Annotated in this window: 14 protein-coding genes and 1 riboswitch; of the genes, 11 read left to right on the plus strand and 3 right to left on the minus strand. The window is 64.8% G+C overall.

The features are described 5' to 3' along the window. Entirely contained in the window at nucleotides 1-942 is a 942-nt protein-coding gene (locus tag PVU19_RS05990) for an alpha/beta fold hydrolase (protein WP_050661085.1), read from the minus strand. Nucleotides 943-1,055: 113 nt separating this feature from the next. Beyond that, nucleotides 1,056-1,134: riboswitch (SAM riboswitch) on the plus strand. A gap of 57 nt (nucleotides 1,135-1,191) precedes the next feature. On the opposite strand from PVU19_RS05990, the gene metZ reads away from it, so the two are divergent. The 6 genes from metZ to PVU19_RS06020 all read left to right on the plus strand — a co-directional run bounded on the left by metZ (nucleotide 1,192) and on the right by PVU19_RS06020 (nucleotide 6,809). Further along, complete coding sequence (gene metZ, locus PVU19_RS05995) at nucleotides 1,192-2,376, plus strand: O-succinylhomoserine sulfhydrylase (RefSeq protein ID WP_050661086.1); 1,185 nt, start codon at nucleotides 1,192-1,194, stop codon at nucleotides 2,374-2,376. A 123-nt stretch (nucleotides 2,377-2,499) separates the two neighbouring features. Beyond that, nucleotides 2,500-3,600, plus strand: coding sequence for a GTP cyclohydrolase FolE2 (folE2, locus tag PVU19_RS06000; RefSeq protein ID WP_050661087.1), 1,101 nt, complete (start codon nucleotides 2,500-2,502; stop codon nucleotides 3,598-3,600). A 191-nt stretch (nucleotides 3,601-3,791) separates the two neighbouring features. Beyond that, nucleotides 3,792-4,541: a hypothetical protein gene (locus tag PVU19_RS06005; RefSeq protein WP_274789898.1), complete on the plus strand. Its 750-nt coding sequence runs from the start codon at nucleotides 3,792-3,794 to the stop codon at nucleotides 4,539-4,541. A gap of 126 nt (nucleotides 4,542-4,667) precedes the next feature. After that, nucleotides 4,668-4,892 (plus strand): hypothetical protein, encoded by a 225-nt coding sequence (locus tag PVU19_RS06010; protein WP_050661089.1) that lies wholly within the window; start codon nucleotides 4,668-4,670, stop codon nucleotides 4,890-4,892. A 175-nt stretch (nucleotides 4,893-5,067) separates the two neighbouring features. Beyond that, nucleotides 5,068-5,295, plus strand: a complete 228-nt coding sequence (locus tag PVU19_RS06015; protein WP_050661090.1) for a hypothetical protein — start codon at nucleotides 5,068-5,070, stop codon at nucleotides 5,293-5,295. A gap of 65 nt (nucleotides 5,296-5,360) precedes the next feature. Beyond that, nucleotides 5,361-6,809: a TrkH family potassium uptake protein gene (locus PVU19_RS06020; RefSeq protein WP_050661091.1), complete on the plus strand. Its 1,449-nt coding sequence runs from the start codon at nucleotides 5,361-5,363 to the stop codon at nucleotides 6,807-6,809. A 148-nt stretch (nucleotides 6,810-6,957) separates the two neighbouring features. On the opposite strand, the gene PVU19_RS06025 is transcribed toward PVU19_RS06020, so the two are convergent. Continuing rightward, nucleotides 6,958-7,242, minus strand: a complete 285-nt coding sequence (locus PVU19_RS06025) for a hypothetical protein (protein ID WP_050661092.1) — start codon at nucleotides 7,240-7,242, stop codon at nucleotides 6,958-6,960. Between the two features lie 132 nt (nucleotides 7,243-7,374). Further along, nucleotides 7,375-9,144 (minus strand): serine protease, encoded by a 1,770-nt coding sequence (locus tag PVU19_RS06030; RefSeq protein ID WP_050661093.1) that lies wholly within the window; start codon nucleotides 9,142-9,144, stop codon nucleotides 7,375-7,377. A 168-nt stretch (nucleotides 9,145-9,312) separates the two neighbouring features. Between PVU19_RS06030 and PVU19_RS06035 the strand changes: the two genes are divergently transcribed. The 5 genes from PVU19_RS06035 to PVU19_RS06055 all read left to right on the plus strand — a co-directional run bounded on the left by PVU19_RS06035 (nucleotide 9,313) and on the right by PVU19_RS06055 (nucleotide 16,555). After that, nucleotides 9,313-10,242, plus strand: coding sequence for a glycine--tRNA ligase subunit alpha (locus PVU19_RS06035; protein WP_050661094.1), 930 nt, complete (start codon nucleotides 9,313-9,315; stop codon nucleotides 10,240-10,242). Further along, nucleotides 10,242-10,766, plus strand: coding sequence for a DUF6446 family protein (locus PVU19_RS06040; protein ID WP_050661095.1), 525 nt, complete (start codon nucleotides 10,242-10,244; stop codon nucleotides 10,764-10,766). Before PVU19_RS06035 ends, PVU19_RS06040 begins: the two co-directional genes overlap by 1 nt. A 5-nt stretch (nucleotides 10,767-10,771) precedes the next feature. Further along, nucleotides 10,772-13,042, plus strand: a complete 2,271-nt coding sequence (gene glyS, locus PVU19_RS06045; RefSeq protein ID WP_050661096.1) for a glycine--tRNA ligase subunit beta — start codon at nucleotides 10,772-10,774, stop codon at nucleotides 13,040-13,042. A 195-nt stretch (nucleotides 13,043-13,237) separates the two neighbouring features. Continuing rightward, nucleotides 13,238-15,778 carry a putative PEP-binding protein gene (locus tag PVU19_RS06050; protein ID WP_050661097.1) on the plus strand — a complete coding sequence of 847 codons (2,541 nt, stop codon included), beginning with the start codon at nucleotides 13,238-13,240 and terminating at the stop codon, nucleotides 15,776-15,778. A gap of 165 nt (nucleotides 15,779-15,943) precedes the next feature. Beyond that, nucleotides 15,944-16,555, plus strand: a complete 612-nt coding sequence (locus PVU19_RS06055; RefSeq protein WP_050661098.1) for a cell wall hydrolase — start codon at nucleotides 15,944-15,946, stop codon at nucleotides 16,553-16,555. The last annotated feature ends 129 nt before the right edge of the window (nucleotides 16,556-16,684 follow it).

Consider the following 16,684-nt stretch of genomic DNA (forward strand, 5'->3'; position numbering starts at 1 on the left):
TCAGGATGACAGTTTTCGTCCCGATGGCAAGGGCAGGCGGAACTCCGGCAGCGGCAGCAGGCGCGACCAGCGCGGCGCGGGATGTTCGGGCAGCGCGGCGCGCAGTTGCCCAAGCGGGAGCGTGTCGGCCTCGCGCAACAGCCTGCGATACATCGGGAACACGCCGGGGCGGGTATAGGGCGACCAATGGCAGATGCGCGCCGTGGGATCACCAACCTCGAACCCGGCGCGGCGCAGCGCGCTCAGCGTCTCGGGGTGATCCATTTGCAGGTTGAGCACTTTGGGCCCGCCCGGCAACGCCAGCCCGAGGCTGCGGTCACCGCGCGCGGGCGCGGGGATCAGGCATTCGAGCAGGAAGTCGTAGAAATCGTTCTCGCGGCTGGTGACATTGATCACCTCGGCGCTGCGCCCGGCGGGCGTCGCGAGCGCCTCGGCAGCGCGGCCCGCGAACTCCGCCCCCGCCAGCAGGATGAGCCGCCTGAGCGCCCCCTCGGGCAGGTGCGGCAGCGCACAGAGCAGAACGCGCGCGCCCAGCGAATGGGCGACGGCATGGATCGGGCGATGCGGCGCGTGGCTGCGGATCAAACGAACCAGCTGCGCCAGCCGTTCGCCTGCATGCGCGGCCTCGGCATAGGCCTGCCAGAGCGTGCCGCGCGCATTCCAGCCGAACCCGATCCCCAGCCCTTCATCCGCCCGATCCTCGCCGAAACCCAGACCGCGCGGCCAGCTGACCACCTTGAAGCACTCGCGTTGCGGCGCGGCCGAGAGAATATGCCGATGCGGGCATTCGCGCGCATGGCCGGGGGCATATTTGTAGCCATGCAGCATGAGGATCACCGGACCGTCCCCGGCCAGCAGGTCCGGCAGGTACTGACCGATCGGACCCGGCTGATCATGCAGATCGGGGCCATCTCGCCCGGCATTGACATGAATGAGCGGCATATCCCTGACCCCACTATATCTTGTGGATGGGATGTAGGGACGACATACGAAGCCACGGTGACGTTTGCGTTAAACCTGCGTGACAGTGTTGACGAAACCCGCCCGCAGGAGTAATCGGCACGCGTGGCGATTTGTTACCGGATTGCGGGCCACGTTAAACACATCCGCTAAAGAGGTCAGGAGAAAGCCCCCTTTCGCTTGGCCGCGTCGGGGCTTTTTTTGTGGGCGACTGCGCCCGGAGGACGAAACATGAGCGACAGTTGGAAGAAACGCACCAGGCTGGTGCATGGCGGCACGCGGCGCAGCCAGTATAACGAGGTGAGCGAGGCGATCTTTCTCACGCAGGGCTTTGTCTACGACAGTGCCGAGGCGGCCGAGGCGCGGTTCATCAAGGCCGGTGACGACGAGTTCATCTATGCCCGATACGGCAACCCGACCGTGGCGATGTTCGAGGACCGCATCGCCGGTCTCGAAGGCACCGAGGACGGATTTGCCACCGCAAGCGGCATGGCGGCGGTGTCGGGCGCGCTGACGTCTATGCTGCGCGCAGGCGATCACGTGGTCTCGGCGCGGGCGCTCTTCGGCTCCTGTCTCTATGTGCTGGAAGAGGTGCTGACGCGCTTCGGCGTCGAGGTCACCTTTGTCGATGGCACCGACATCGACGCGTGGCGCGCGGCGATTCGCGCCGACACCAAGGCGGTCTTCTTCGAGACGATTTCCAACCCGACGCTCGCCGTGGTCGATATCCACGCGGTGGCCGAACTGGCCCATGCTGTCGGCGCATTGGTCCTCGTCGACAACGTCTTTGCCACGCCGGTGTTTTCGCGCGCGGTCGAGCAGGGGGCGGATGTGGTGATCTATTCCGCGACCAAGCATATCGACGGGCAGGGGCGCGCGCTTGGCGGCGTGATCCTCGGCACGCGCGAGTTCATTCGCGGCACGGTGGAACCTTACATGAAGCATACCGGCGGCTCGATGTCGCCGTTTACCGCCTGGATCATGCTCAAGGGCCTCGAGACGGTTGATCTGCGGGTGCGCGCGCAGGCCGAGACCGCATTGCAGATCGCCAATGCGTTGCAGGGCGATGCGCGCCTCGCCCGCGTGATCTATCCCGGCCATCCCAGCCACGCGCAGCATGATCTGGTCACGGCGCAGATGGGGCAGGGCGGCACGGTGCTGGCGCTCGATCTTGCGGGCGGGCAGGAGGCCGCGTTCCGGTTTCTCAATGCGCTAGATATCGTCCTGATCTCGAACAACCTGGGCGATGCCAAGTCCATCGCGACCCATCCCGCCACCACGACCCATCAACGCCTGCCCGACGCGACCAAGGCGCAGCTTGGAATCACGCCCGGCCTGGTGCGCCTGAGCGTGGGGCTGGAGGATGCAGACGACCTGATCGAAGATCTCACCCGCGCGCTCGACGCGAGTGGATAAAGCGAAAACAACGGGATAAGAATGATCCGCCGTGCCGCTTTTGTCGTAAATCCTCCGATAATAGCAATTCCCGCGGCAATGCCTTATGTAAGGGATTGGCGGCGCGGAGAGGGAGCCTTTGCCATGAACATGCATCCGTCCGAGATGAACCCGACGCCTGACCGCGACGCGGCGAAAGCGGCGCTTGATGTGCTGCGCGATTGGGCGCGGGCGGCAAGCCCCGAAGAGGTGGCCGATCTCGATCCCGCGATCGCGCGGCTGCTGCCCGACGCTGAGATGTCGAACTACCCGGCCCTGTCGCGCACCTATCCCGAAGGCTTCGAGGTGACCGACGCCTATCGCGCGTCGTTGCCCGACCTGCAGAATGGCCCGGCCTCGCTCATCCGCGGCACCAAGCAGCAGTTGCAGCATGTGGGCATCTCCAATTTCCGCCTGCCGATCCGCTTTCACGCCCGCGACAACGGCGATCTGACGCTGGAGACCTCGGTCACCGGCACCGTCAGCCTCGAGGCGGGCAAGAAGGGCATCAACATGTCCCGGATCATGCGCAGCTTTTACAAGCACGCGGAAAAGACCTTCAGCTTCGAAGTGATGGAGGCGGCATTGGCCGACTACATCACCGATCTCGACAGCCTCGACGCCCGTCTCCAGATGCGGATTTCCTACCCGATGAAGGTGCAATCCCTGCGCTCGGGCCTTGAGGGCTATCAGTATTACGACATCGCGCTTGAGTTGGTCGAACAGGCTGGCGTCAAGCGCAAGTTCATGCATCTCGATTTCGTCTATTCCTCGACCTGCCCCTGTTCGCTGGAACTGAGCGAGCATGCGCGCGCCACGCGCGGGCAGTTGGCGACGCCGCATTCGCAGCGCTCGGTCGCGCGCATTTCGGTGGAACTGATCGAGGGCGACTGCCTCTGGTTCGAGGATCTCATCGAACTCGCCCGCCGCGCCGTGCCCACCGAAACGCAGGTCATGGTCAAGCGCGAGGACGAACAGGCCTTCGCCGAGTTGAACGCCGCCAACGCGATCTTCGTCGAGGATGCCGCGCGGCTCTTTTGCGAACAGCTTCTGGCTGACCCGCGCATCGGCGATTTCCGCGTCGTGGCCAGCCATCAGGAAAGCCTGCACAGCCATGATGCCGTCAGCGTCCTGACCGAGGGCGAGACATTCGCCGCCCAGAGCCTTGATCCGCGTCTGTTCCAAACTCTGGTTCACGGCGGCTGACAGGCCTGATATGCGCTGAATGCCCGGTTTTCGGGCGTTCAGGCCGAATTTTCAGCGGATATCTGCGCAAAGGCGCTTTTGTGATTTGACCTTTGGTCAAATTGCTGCAACGCAGCATCGTGCGCGCGTTACACTCATGTCACCTGCCTGCGATACAGCAGGGACGCATCTCGATGAAAAGGATACCGACCATGCTTGCACCCGATCTGCCGCTCAAACTCTCTGCCGCCGGGATTCGGCTGACCGGCTACATGATCGAAAGCAATCTGCGTGTTGCGCAGGTCTTTGGCGAGGCCGCGTTGCAGGCAAGTTCGTTTTCCATGCTCAAGAAATCGCGTTCGGTCAGTGCGAAACCCGCACCCAAACCCGCGCCCAAGCCGAAAGCCGCCAAGCCGGTCGCCAAGGCAGAGGCACCCGCGCCCAAAACCGCAGAAAAAACTGCGGCGCCTGCCTCCGCTGCGCCCAAGGCCACGCCTGCGGCGAAAAAGCCCGAGGCTGCTGCGCCGAAACCTGCAGCACCCAAGTCGGCTGCAAAGCCTGCCAAAGCCGCCGCACCGGTGAAAGCCGCGCAATCGGCCCCGAAGCCTGCACCGAAAAAAGAAGCGCAGCCCGCACCGGCGAAAGCTTCGCAACCGGCTCCGGCCAAGCCCGCCCCGGCCAAGCCCGCACCGGCGAAAGCTGCGCAGCCCGCCCCGGCCAAGCCCGCACCGGCCAAGCCCGCACCGGCGAAAGCTGCGCAGCCCGCCCCGGCCAAGCCCGCACCGGCGAAAGCCGCGCAACCAGCTCCGGCCAAGCCAGCCGCACCCGCGCCTGCAGCCAAACCCGCGCCCGAAACCAAAACGCCCGAACAGGCGGCGACACCGGCCCCGGCCAAGCGTCCGCGCGCGCCCTCGAACCCGCCTGCGATGCCGGACACGTCCAAGAAAGTTGATGCAGAATAACATGTTGCAGGCCGGGATGCGTCAGGCGCAACCCGGCCATTCCAATTTGGCGCTAGTCATGTCAACGGCGCTGACCTAACTTCGTCATAGGGAGGAAACGGATCACTTAGACTGTGAGGTTTCCAAATGGCGAATATCACCACCAACATCACCGCAGCAGCGCCGCAAAATGGCGTCTGGAAGCGGTTCATCGCGGCACTCGAGCGCGGGATCAACGCGCAGGCACGGGTTCAATCCCGGCGTGACCAGATTGAGGCGCTCGAAGCGAAGAGCGATGCGGAACTCGACCGCATGGGCATTCGCCGCGACCAGATCGCGTATCACGTCTTCAAGGATCTGTTCTACGCCTGACCTGTAAAACGCAGACCTGTTCGGGCTCCGTCGGCGTCTCGCTGTCGGGGCCTTTGTCATGCTGCATTGCAGCAACACCTCGCGCATACCGGATACGCCCGCGCGCATTTCGCACCGCGATGCGGTATGCTGATCTCAGGGAGGGGACCCGTTCGATCCAAGGAAAGGGGACCCAATGGCCGAGACCGACCTGACGACCCGATTTCTGCCGCCGACATGGCGGCGTGATCTGGATCTTTTCATGGCAGAGCGCGCAGCGGGCATGAATGCCTATATGCTGACCCGACAGCGCCTGCTGAGCGTGGCCCGAATGCACAGCCTGAGCGATTCGGAACTGGCCGCGATGGGATTATGCCGTGCCGATATCCCGGCTTTCGTCTTCGAAGACCTGTTGCCGGACTGAGGTCGCGCGACAGGCGTCTCTATCACGCTTGACAGTTTCGCGAAGCAACGCCAACTCTGCGCGTCATGTTTGATGTGCGTCCCGTCGGATACCTTGTTGGCCTGATGCTCACCGCCATGGGCGCGACCATGGCGTTGCCGCTGCTCGTGGATATCGCCGAGGGGCGCGAGCACTGGCCCGTCTTCGCCGAGAGCATGATCGTGACCTGCATGATGGGCGCACTCGTGGCGCTCGCGTGCAAGAATTCCGTGGGCAAGGGGCTGACCATTCAGCAGGCGTTTCTGCTGACCACGCTGGTCTGGGTGATGTTGCCGCTATTCGGCGCGCTGCCCTTCATGCTGGGCGAGACCGACCTGCATTTCATCGACGCGTTCTTCGAATCGATGTCGGGTGTCACGACCACAGGCACGACGGTGATCGCGGGGCTGGATGACCTGCCTAAGGGGCTCTTGCTCTGGCGCGGCATCCTGCAATGGCTGGGCGGCCTCGGGATCGTGATCGTGGCGCTGGTGTTCCTGCCCGAAATGCGGGTGGGCGGCATGCAGTTCTTTCGCTCCGAAGGGTTCGACACGTTCGGCAAGGCGCTGCCGCGCACCATCGACATCTCCAAGGGGGTGCTCAACGTCTATCTCGGCCTCACGCTGATCTGCACGCTGACCTATCTGGTGCTGGGGATGGGCGCCTTTGAGGCGACAGTGCATGCGCTGACCACCGTCTCCACCGGCGGGTTTTCGAGCAAGGACGCCTCCTTCGCCGCCTTTCCCGGTGCGCCGCAATATGCCTGCGTGATCTTCATGATCCTCGCGACCCTGCCCTTCGTGCGGATGATGCAGGGGGTGCAGGGGCATATCCGCCCGATCCTGCATGACACGCAGGTGCAGACCTATCTGCGCTGGATATTTTACGCCGTGGTGCTTGTGCTGGCCTATGATTTCGCGATGAATGGCCGTTTCGACGAGGAAAGCCTGCGGCTGCGGTTGTTCAATGTCGTGTCGATCTTTTCCGGCACCGGCTATACCGATGGCGATCTCACAGCCTGGGGAAATTTTCCCTTCGTCATCCTGATCGCCGTGGGGGCCATTGGCGGCTGCACCGGCTCTACGGGCTGCGCGATCAAGATTTTCCGCTACCAGCTCATGTTGCGCGCGCTCGGCCAGCAGGCGCGGCGGATCTTTCACCCCTCCAGCGTCATGGTCCTGCGCCATGAGGGACGGCGCGTCGAGGACGAGGTGCTGCAATCGGTGATGCTGCTCTTTACCTGCTACATCCTGTCGCTCGGCTTTTTCTCGGTGGCGCTGGAGATGACCGGCCTGCCGCTGATGGAATCGGTGACCGCCGCCTGGACGGCGATTTTCAACGTCGGCCCGGCGTTCGGCGAGACCGTGGGCGCGACGGGGGCGGTTGCGGCGTTTCCCGACGCGGCCAAGGCGCTGATGATCCTCGCGATGCTGATGGGCCGGTTGGAGGTCCTGGCGGTAATCGTCCTGCTGGTGCCGGCCTTCTGGCGCAACTGAGGGTAGGTTTTGGCCTGGGGCGGACATAGCACCCCGCCAGAAGGTGCCGCGGGACGGCCCGGCGATCGCGCGGCACCTTCGGTGCGTTTCGCGCGGCTCACGGCAACGACAGCAACAGGCCAACCGCCCCCGCGATCACCCAACCGCCTCAATACACGTCCGCTCCCCCCTTGGTCGCGATATAGGTGGGGCATTCGGGGCGCGAGGTGTTGATGATCAGGTACCACACCACCTCGCCGGGCCGCCCGGTGCGCGAATATTCGCAGCCACTGGGATGGGTCCACCACTGGCCCGCATGGCTGGCGGGCGGCATGACCGTGCTGGTCCCGCCCTTGATCGCGGTGGTGTAGCCATAGCCCTGCGCGGTCTGCGCGGTGACGGCGGTGGCGAGGGTGGTCAGGGCGACTGCGGTCGCGAACAGTGTCTTTTTCATCTCATACTCCGTTTTTCTGACTGAGGCTGCACCGGCCATGCGAATTGGCGGCGCAGCGTGACCCCGATTGCACCTGCCTTGCGCGGCAGGTGCAGGTCGGGTTCGTGTCAGGAAAACGGCGTTTAGAGAGAATTATTCCCAACAGCTCACAAGAACGGTCATCGCGCTTGCATGGTCGGTCAGGGATTCGGGCGTGAGCGTGTCGACCTGAGACGTCTTGCGCGGGGAGATTCCACCGCGCGCCAGCACGTCCTGCAAGGCCCCGTTGGTGGCGGCAAAGCTGACCCCGTCGGGCAGGCTGCGCCCGTCCAACTCATGCGGCAGCAGCATGCCCAGCACGGCCCCCCCGGCATCGAGCACGGGGCCGCCCGCATCGCCATCAAGCGAGGCGAGTGCCAGGCGCTTGAGGTGGCTCTCGCCATGCAGCCCCTTGAGGTCGGAGACTTGCCCGAAGGTCACGGTAGGCCCCCCAAGCACACCGCCGTAGGAATAGCCTGCGACCGCGATCTCGGACATCAGGCGCGGTGTCAGCTCCTGAAAGGTGGCGACCCGCATCGGGGCAAGGGTTTCTTGCGGCTGCAGCACCGCCACCCCGAGGGCGTCGTCAATCAGCGTCACGGTTGCCGTGTAGCTCTCGTCGATGGTGATCCGGCCGCATTGCTGCACGGCGTCCGCCGTGGTCAGGACTGCGCCGCCCGCATCGACATAGAACCCCGAGCGCGTCAGACGCGGCTTGCGAACTTCAAGCCCGGCGATCAGGTCGATACGCTGCTCCGATTGCGCGCCCTCGGTCGGGTCGAGCGTGCCGGACAGCCATTCGAAACTGTCCTGCATTTCCTGGATCAGGCGATTGCGGCGCTCCTCGTCGCCGGCCGGCCAGATCAGGGTAAAACCCTTGATCTCGCCGTCGCGGTGCCAGACCTGCGTGTGCGATATCCGCAGCGCACCCTCGCCAATCAGGGTGAAGCTATCGGCCTCAAGCCCGCGCGGCCCGGTCTCGGGCACGATTTCCAGCGTCTGCATGATGTCGTATAGCCCGGCCATGGTGTTGCGATCGCCGCTCTGGCTGATCAGCAGCACGCGCGCATCGAGATCACCCACCGGGCTGTAATGCGCGAAAGGTGGCTCGTAGCGGTCGAACTCCACAACCTCGGTCGGCAGCGTCATTGCGATGCCCGCGCCGTTGTCGGCCACGCGTTCCAGGCCAAGCCCGTCGAAGACGGCGTTGTACTGCGCGAGCAACTCGGCCCGCTGCCGGGTCGTCAGGATGCCGGTGGCGTCAAAGCCGTTCTCATTCTGCCAGCGCGCCATGGCCCCGCGCGTGCCTTGGCCAAAGGCCGCGTCGATGGCCCCGCCATAGACCCCGGCCCATTTGAGCGCGACCTGCAACTCCGCGCGCGCCTCGCGGCTGAGCAGGCTTTCGCTGGCCCGCGCCTCGCGCGGGGTCTCGTCCACCGGCGCGGGGGCGGGTTCAGGGGCTGCGATAACATCATCGGGCAACGCGTCGGGGGCTTGCGGCGCGGCAAGCGTCGGCTGCGCCAGCAGGTTCGCCCCGATCGGCCAGAACTGGCGCTGATAATCCGAGGTCTCGGCGATATAGCTGTCGCGCGCGATCACCCCCTCGCGGCGATAGACTTGCAGCACGCGCTCCGCCTCGTCGGGCCGGTACGGCCCGAGCGCGATCGCATACCACCCCCGCCCCAGCGAGAACCCGTTCACATCCGACAGATCCCCCGCATAGCGCCGCGCGCTCTGCTGCGCTTCGGCAAGGCTGGGCTGGGCCTCGATCTGCACCCAGACCAGCGGTGCGCCGGTGGCATCGGTGAGCGGCGTGCCCTGCGCATGCGCAAAGATCGGGTTGAGCAGAACTGCGGCAATAAGTGCCAGGACGATACGCGCCATGAGATTCCCTTGGTCAAGACCGGTTATTCAACATTTAGTATTCTAAGGGGTTTTAACAAAACTGCCGGGCGATGCATCTGAAATATGCACATCCCCGCGATTGACCCTGCCGCGCGACGCGCCTAGAGAAAGGCGGCAATTTCAGGGTGCCTATCCCGGGGGGACCGCATGACGCAGGCCACAGACAAACCGCGCAGCTTTCAGGAGATCATCCTGCGGCTGCAAAGCTATTGGGCCGCGCAGGGCTGCGCCGTGATGCAGCCCTATGACATGGAAGTGGGCGCAGGCACCTTCCACCCCGCGACCACGCTGCGCTCTCTGGGCTCCAAACCCTGGGCCGCGGCCTATGTGCAGCCCTCGCGCCGCCCCACCGACGGGCGCTACGGCGAGAACCCCAACAGGCTCCAGCATTATTACCAGTACCAGGTGCTGATCAAACCCTCGCCGCCCGACCTGCAAGATCTCTACCTCGGCAGCCTGCGCGCCATTGGCATCGACATGGCCCTGCATGACATCCGCTTTGTCGAAGATGACTGGGAAAGCCCGACGCTCGGCGCTTGGGGCCTCGGATGGGAGGTCTGGTGCGACGGCATGGAAGTCTCGCAATTCACCTATTTCCAGCAGGTCGGCGGGCATGACTGCCACCCTGTGTCCGGCGAGCTGACCTACGGGCTGGAACGTCTCGCGATGTATGTGCTGGGCATCGACCACGTGATGGAGATGCCGTTCAACGATCCCGCAGCGCCCATCCCGCTGACCTATGGAGATGTCTTCCGCCAGACCGAAGAGGAATACAGCCGCTGGAATTTCGACGTCGCCAACACCGACGTCCTCCTGCGCCACTTTGAGGAGGCCGAGGCCGAATGCGAGGCAATCCTCGCGCAAGAGGCCGTGGACCCCAAGACCGCCAAGCGCATCATCATGGCGCATCCCGCCTATGACCAGTGCATCAAGGCGTCGCACATCTTCAACCTGCTCGATGCGCGCGGCGTCATTTCCGTGACCGAGCGGCAGGCCTATATCGGTCGGGTACGGGCACTGGCCAAGAAATGCGCCGATGCCTTCGTGCAGACAGAGGCCGGAGGACAAGCAGCGTAATGGGCAAATTTCTCGCGGGGGCGATCTTGATATCCGCATTGGTGGCCGGTGCGGCCCTCTATTACCTTCAGGTCTATCACTTCTACGAAGAGGTGGCGGCCACCGGCAACGACGATGTGCAACTGACCTCGCTCGTCACCGGCGCGCCCGAACCGGTGCTCTATGATGCGTTTCAGGCGATCGACGCCGATAGCAGCCCGATCCGCTACCGCGCCTGTTTCACCACCACGATGAGCCATCCGATGCTCACCGAGACCTATGAGCTCTTCGAGCGCGCCGAGCCGCTCAATGCCCCCGGCTGGTTCGACTGTTTCGACGCACAGGCCCTCGGGGCGGCGCTCGAGGACGGGCGCGCGCTGGCCTTTCTGGGCCAGAAGGACATTCAATACGGAATCGACCGCATCGTCGCCATCACCGAGGACGGCAGGGGCTATGTCTGGCACCAGATCAACCGCTGCGGCGAGGTGGTGTTTGACGGCCAGCCCGCCCCCGAGGATTGCCCCGAACCGCCGCAAGGATACTGACCCACATGCCTGACCTGCTGATCGAACTCTTCTCCGAGGAAATCCCCGCGCGCATGCAGGCCAAGGCGGCCGAGGACCTGCGCGCGCGCCTGACCGATGCGCTGGTCGAGGCGGGGCTGACCTATGCGGGCGCGGCGGCGTTCTCCACGCCCCGGCGGCTGACGCTCACGGTGCAGGGGCTGCTTGCGACCAGCCCCACCACCCGCGAAGAGCGCAAGGGCCCCCGCGTCGATGCGCCGGAAAAGGCCATCGAGGGCTTTCTGCGCGGCGCGGGCGTGACCCGCGAGGATCTCGAGGTTCGCGACGAGAAAAAGGGCCAGGTCTACTTCGCCACCCTCACCCGGCCCGGACGTCCGGCGTCTGAGATCGTCGCCGAGGAGCTGGAAAAGCTCATTCGCAATTTCCCATGGCCCAAGTCGATGCGCTGGGGCGCGGGCTCCCTGCGCTGGGTGCGGCCCCTTCATTCCATCCTCTGCATCCTGACCAGCGACGATGGCGAGGCGCAGGTGGTGGATCTCGAAGTGGACGGCATCCGCGCGGGCAACACAACGCGCGGCCACCGCTTCATGGCGCCTGATGACTTTGCCGTGACCGCGTTCGACGATTACGCCGCCCGTCTCAAGCGCGCGCATGTGGTGCTGGATGCCGCCGAGCGGGCCGAGGCGATCTGGCAGGACGCCACAAATCAGGCCTTCGCCGCCGGGTTTGAGGTGGTTGAGGATCGCGGGCTCTTGTCCGAGGTCGCGGGGCTGGTGGAATGGCCCGTGGTGCTGATGGGACGGATCGACGACGCCTTTCTCGATCTGCCGCCCGAGGTGTTGCAGACCTCGATGAAGGAACATCAGAAGTTCTTTAGCGTGCGCAACCCCAAGACCGGCCGCATCGAACGCTTCGTCACCGTCGCCAATGTCGAGACGGCGGACCATGGCGCGACCATCCTCGCGGGCAACCAAAAGGTGCTGGCCGCTAGGCTGTCGGACGCGAAATTCTTTTGGGAGAATGACCTGCGCACGGTGCGGGAAAAAGGCCTCGAAGGCATGGCCGAAGGGCTGCGCGACGTCACGTTCCACAACAAGCTGGGATCACAGGCTGATCGGGTGGCGCGCATCGCGTCGCTGGCGCGCGAGATCGCACCGCTGGTCGGCGCCAAGCCCGATCTGGCCGCCGAGGCCGCGCGCGTGGCCAAGGCCGATCTGCAATCCGAAATGGTCGGCGAATTCCCCGAATTGCAGGGTCTGATGGGGCGCTATTACGCCGAGGCCGCAGGCCATGACGACGGCGTGCCCGAGGCCTGCGAAGAGCACTACAAGCCCCTCGGGCCGGGCGACGCCGTGCCAAGCGCGCCCGTATCCGTGGCCGTGGCGCTCGCCGACAAGCTCGACACGCTGACGGGGTTCTGGGCGATTGACGAGAAACCCACCGGCTCGAAAGACCCCTACGCCCTGCGCCGGGCGGCTTTGGGGGTTATCCGAGCGCTTCTAGAAAGCGAGCTTCGCGTTAACCTTAGCGATATGGTGTACGTGTCATATAGACGATTGATGATTTCGCTAGTACGAAACACACCCGTCGGTGTTTGCGATAACCCTATCGACCGAGATTACGTTATTGGTGGTGCGAAAATCTATCCTGATGGAACCATTGAGGACTTAACGGACCAAGAAATTCTAGCCGCTCTTGATGAAGGTAGGGTGGACCTTGAGCCACCTCTTAATGGTATCGGCAAGATTGCATCGACGCCTGAAACAATCCAACTCGCCCTCCTCGCCTTCCTCCATGACCGCCTCAAGGTCCATCTCAAGGACGAGGGCCTCCGCCATGACGTGATCGACGCCTGTCTTGCGATGGAGGGCAATGACGATCTCACCCTGCTCGTCCACCGCGCCCGTGCGCTCGGGGACTTCCTCAAGACCGAAGATGGCGAGAACCTGTTGCAGGGCTTCAAACGGGCCAACAACATCCTCACGCAGGCCGAAGAAAAAGACGGCGTCGAATATTCCTTCGGCGCGGATGTGAAATTCGCCGAGACCGACGAGGAAAAGGCGCTCTTCGCCGCCCTCGACACAGCAGAGCCGCAGATTGCCACCGCTCTCAAGACCGAGGATTTCGCCGGGGCGATGCGCGCCATGGCCGCCCTGCGCCCCGCCGTCGATGCGTTTTTCGAGGCGGTGCAGGTCAATGTCGACAATCAGGTGCTGCGCCGCAATCGCCTCAACCTGCTCAGCCGCATCCGGACCATCTGCCTGCAGGCCGCCGACCTCACCCGCGTGGAGGGGTAGGGCGACCCGGTCGCCTCCATACCTGCGTCATCCCCGCGCAGGCAGGGATCTCTCATGACTGTCGCGTGGGCCCGTCGATAGATCCTCGGGTCAAGCCCGAGGATGACCGGGAGCGCCCCTGTCCCATATCCGTTATCCTTTCCCTTGCCTTGCACGCCGCGCGGCGTATGGTGCGGGCAAAGGAAAGGTGCCGCAGTGCAGCAAGACGACCCCGATATCACCCTGATCACCCCCACCTCTCCGGTGCATGCCAACACCCACGGGGGACGGGCGAAATGCCTGCAACGTCTGGCGCGGCTCGATCTGCCGGTGCCGCGCACCATCGCGCTGTCGTTTAAGGCGGTGCATGGCATCGCGGCGGGCGAGTTGCCCGACATGGCCGCCCTGCTCGCGCCCTTCGGCGAGGCCCCGCTGCTCTGCGTGCGCCCGTCCTCGGAAGATCCCGATTGGGGCGGGCCGGGCGCGGTGCTCAATATCGGCATCAACGACGCGCGATTCATCGAACTTTCGGACAAGATCGGCAAGCGCGCGGCGGCCGAGATCTACCTGCGCTTCGTGCAATCCTACGCGGTGCACGTGGCCCGGCTCGACCCCGATATCTTCGACGACGTGTCCGAAGATCCGAGCATCGGGCTGGGACAGGCCCTGCGCGCCTACGAGGACGAGACCGAAGAGGAATTTCCGCAAGATCCGGCGGTGCAACTGACCGAGGTGCTGCGCTCCATGGCCCGCGCCTGGGAAGGCACGACCGCCCGCCTTCTGCGGCAGGCCAAGGGGGCCCCCGCCGATGCAGGCCTCGGTCTCGTGGTGCAGGAACTGGCGCTCGGCCTCGGCGAGGGCGAATGCGGCTCGGGCGTGATGCAACTAGTGAACAGCCAGACCGGCGCGCGCCAGATCACCGGTCGCTACCTCAGCCAGAGCCAGGGCCGCGATGCGCTGCAGCGTGGTGCGGATGCGCTCTATCTCGAACGCGATCCGCGCGGGCCCTCGCTCGAGGAACTGGCCCCCGATGCCTTTGCCCACGTCAAGGCCTATGCCGCGCTGATGCGTGAAAAGCTGCGCGAGGACATGCAGGCCGAATTCACCATCGAGAACGGCAAGGTCTGGCTGCTCGACGGGCTGCGCGTGGCGCGCAATGCCCGCGCGGCGGTCAGCATCGCCGTGGCTCTCGCCGAGGACGGGATCATCAGCCACGAAGAGGCGCTGATGCGGGTCGAGCCGCGCGCGCTCAACGAACTGCTGCACAGGCAGGTCGATCCGGATGCCGAGCGTGACGTGCTGGCGCGGGGCATCGCCGCAAGCCCGGGCGCCGCCTCGGGCCGGGTGGTGTTTTCCGCCGCCGACGCGCAGGCGGCGCAGGCGCGCGGCGAGGCCTGCATCCTGGTGCGGCGCGAAACCAGCCCCGAGGATATTCGCGGCATGCATGCCGCCGCCGGCGTGCTCACCGAACGCGGCGGCATGACCAGCCACGCCGCGGTGATCGGGCGCGGCATCGGCCTGCCCTGCGTGGTGGGGGCCTCGGACATTCATTTCCAGCCCCGGCGCAAGCAGTTGACCATGCCCGACGGCCGCGTCGTCAAGGCGGGCGAGATGATCACCATCGACGGCACCAACGGCCTTGTTCTCGCGGGCGAGGCCCCGCTGCTCGAGGCCGCGCGCGACGGCTCGTTCCAGACCCTGATGAGCTGGGCCGACAACGTGCGCGACATTGCCGTGCGCGCCAATGCCGACACGCCCGCCGATGCCGAGGTGGCGCGCAATTTCAAGGCGCGCGGCATCGGCCTGTGCCGGACCGAGCACATGTTCTTCGAGGCTGACCGCCTGACGGTGATGCGCGAGATGATCTTTGCCGATGCCAGCGAGGATCGCGCGGCGGTGCTGGAGCGGCTGTTGCCCATGCAGCGCGCAGATTTCACCGATCTCTTCCGCATCATGCAGGGGCAGCCGGTCTGCATCCGCCTCTTCGATCCGCCGTTGCACGAATTCCTGCCCACCGACCGGGCCGGCCATCTGCAACTGGCCGAGGCGCTCGATCTGCCGCTCTCGGACGTGACCCGCCGGGTCGAGGCGCTTGGCGAATACAACCCCATGCTGGGCATGCGCGGCGTCCGCCTCGGGATCACCGTCCCCGAGATCTACGACATGCAGGCACGCGCGATCTTCGAGGCGACGCTCGAGTCCAGCAAGGACGGCGCGCCGGTGGTGCCCGAGATCATGATCCCGCTGGTCAGCGCCCGGCGCGAGGTCGAACTGGTCAAGACCCGGATCGACGCGGTCGCGGCGGCGGTGCGCAACGAGACGGGCCGCGATTTCGCCTATCGTCTCGGGGTCATGGTCGAGACCCCGCGCGCCGCGCTGCGGGCCGGGGAAATCGCACCGCTGGTGTCGTTCCTCAGCTTCGGCACCAATGACCTGACACAGATGACCTATGGCCTGTCGCGCGACGATGCCGGGCGGTTCATGTCGAATTACGTGCAGCAGGGCGTCTATCCCGAAGACCCCTTTCACAGCCTCGATATCGATGGCGTCGGAGAGCTGTTGCGCATCGGGGCAGAGCGCGGCCGCGCCGCCAATCCCGACGTGGTCCTGTCGATCTGCGGCGAACATGGCGGCAATCCCGAATCGATTGCATTCTGCCGGGACGCGGGATTTACCTATGTGTCCTGCTCGCCCTTCCGGGTTCCGGTGGCGCGACTTGCTGCCGCACAGCTGACCGTGCGCGACAAGATCGGGTAGTTCGATCGCCACACCGCGCAATATACGCGTCTCCGCAAGGCCTTTTTGAGCCATAAAACGACATGAGCGATTCCCCGCCGACCCTGAGGGTGGACGGATGGACCCATTTTGTCTAAATGCCGCCGAATGACAAAAGGGCTTTCCCTTATGGCAAGGAGATCACGCATGAAACACGCGCTACTCATCGCCGCCCTCGCGGTGCTGGCCGGGCCGGTTGCAGCGGATGCACCTGTGACCCGGCTGATGGAACAGGAAACGCGCGCGCTGCGCTCGATGTCCGGCGACCGTCTGGCAAGCTATATCACCCGTCCCGAAATCGGCATCGAATATTCGCGCGACTGGCTCGCGGGCCTTGATGTCGACGGCGGCAATGTCCAATCCGCCTGTCTGGCCGAGGCACTCTATTTCGAGGCCCGCGGCGAGAGTGTGCGCGGGCAGTTCGCGGTCGCCGAGGTGATCCTGAACCGTGTGGACAGTGCCGCCTTTCCCGATACCGTCTGCGATGTCATTCATCAGGGGACAGGGCGCAAATTTCAGTGCCAGTTCACCTATACCTGCGACGGACACAAAGAACATATCGCCAATCCGGTGGCCTTTTCGCAGGTCAACAAGGTGGCCAGCCTCATGGTGCAGGGTGCGCCGCGCCGTCTGACCGACGGGGCCACGCATTACCACACCCGCGCCGTGAACCCTCGCTGGGCGCGCGTCTATCCCCGCACCACGACGATCGGTGTGCATCATTTCTATCGCAAACCCACGCAATTGTCCCGGAACTGACGGGGCAGGCGGGCCAAGGCCGGAATTCCTGGCCCTGTGCCGACAATCGCGGTTGACTCGGGCGCGCGCGTCGGTAAAAGGCAGGCTTCATGAGATATTCACGGGCGCGTGTCGCGCCTGGCGCAGGAG

The organism is Roseovarius tolerans, from assembly GCF_028885395.1.
GTDB lineage: Bacteria > Pseudomonadota > Alphaproteobacteria > Rhodobacterales > Rhodobacteraceae > Roseovarius > Roseovarius tolerans.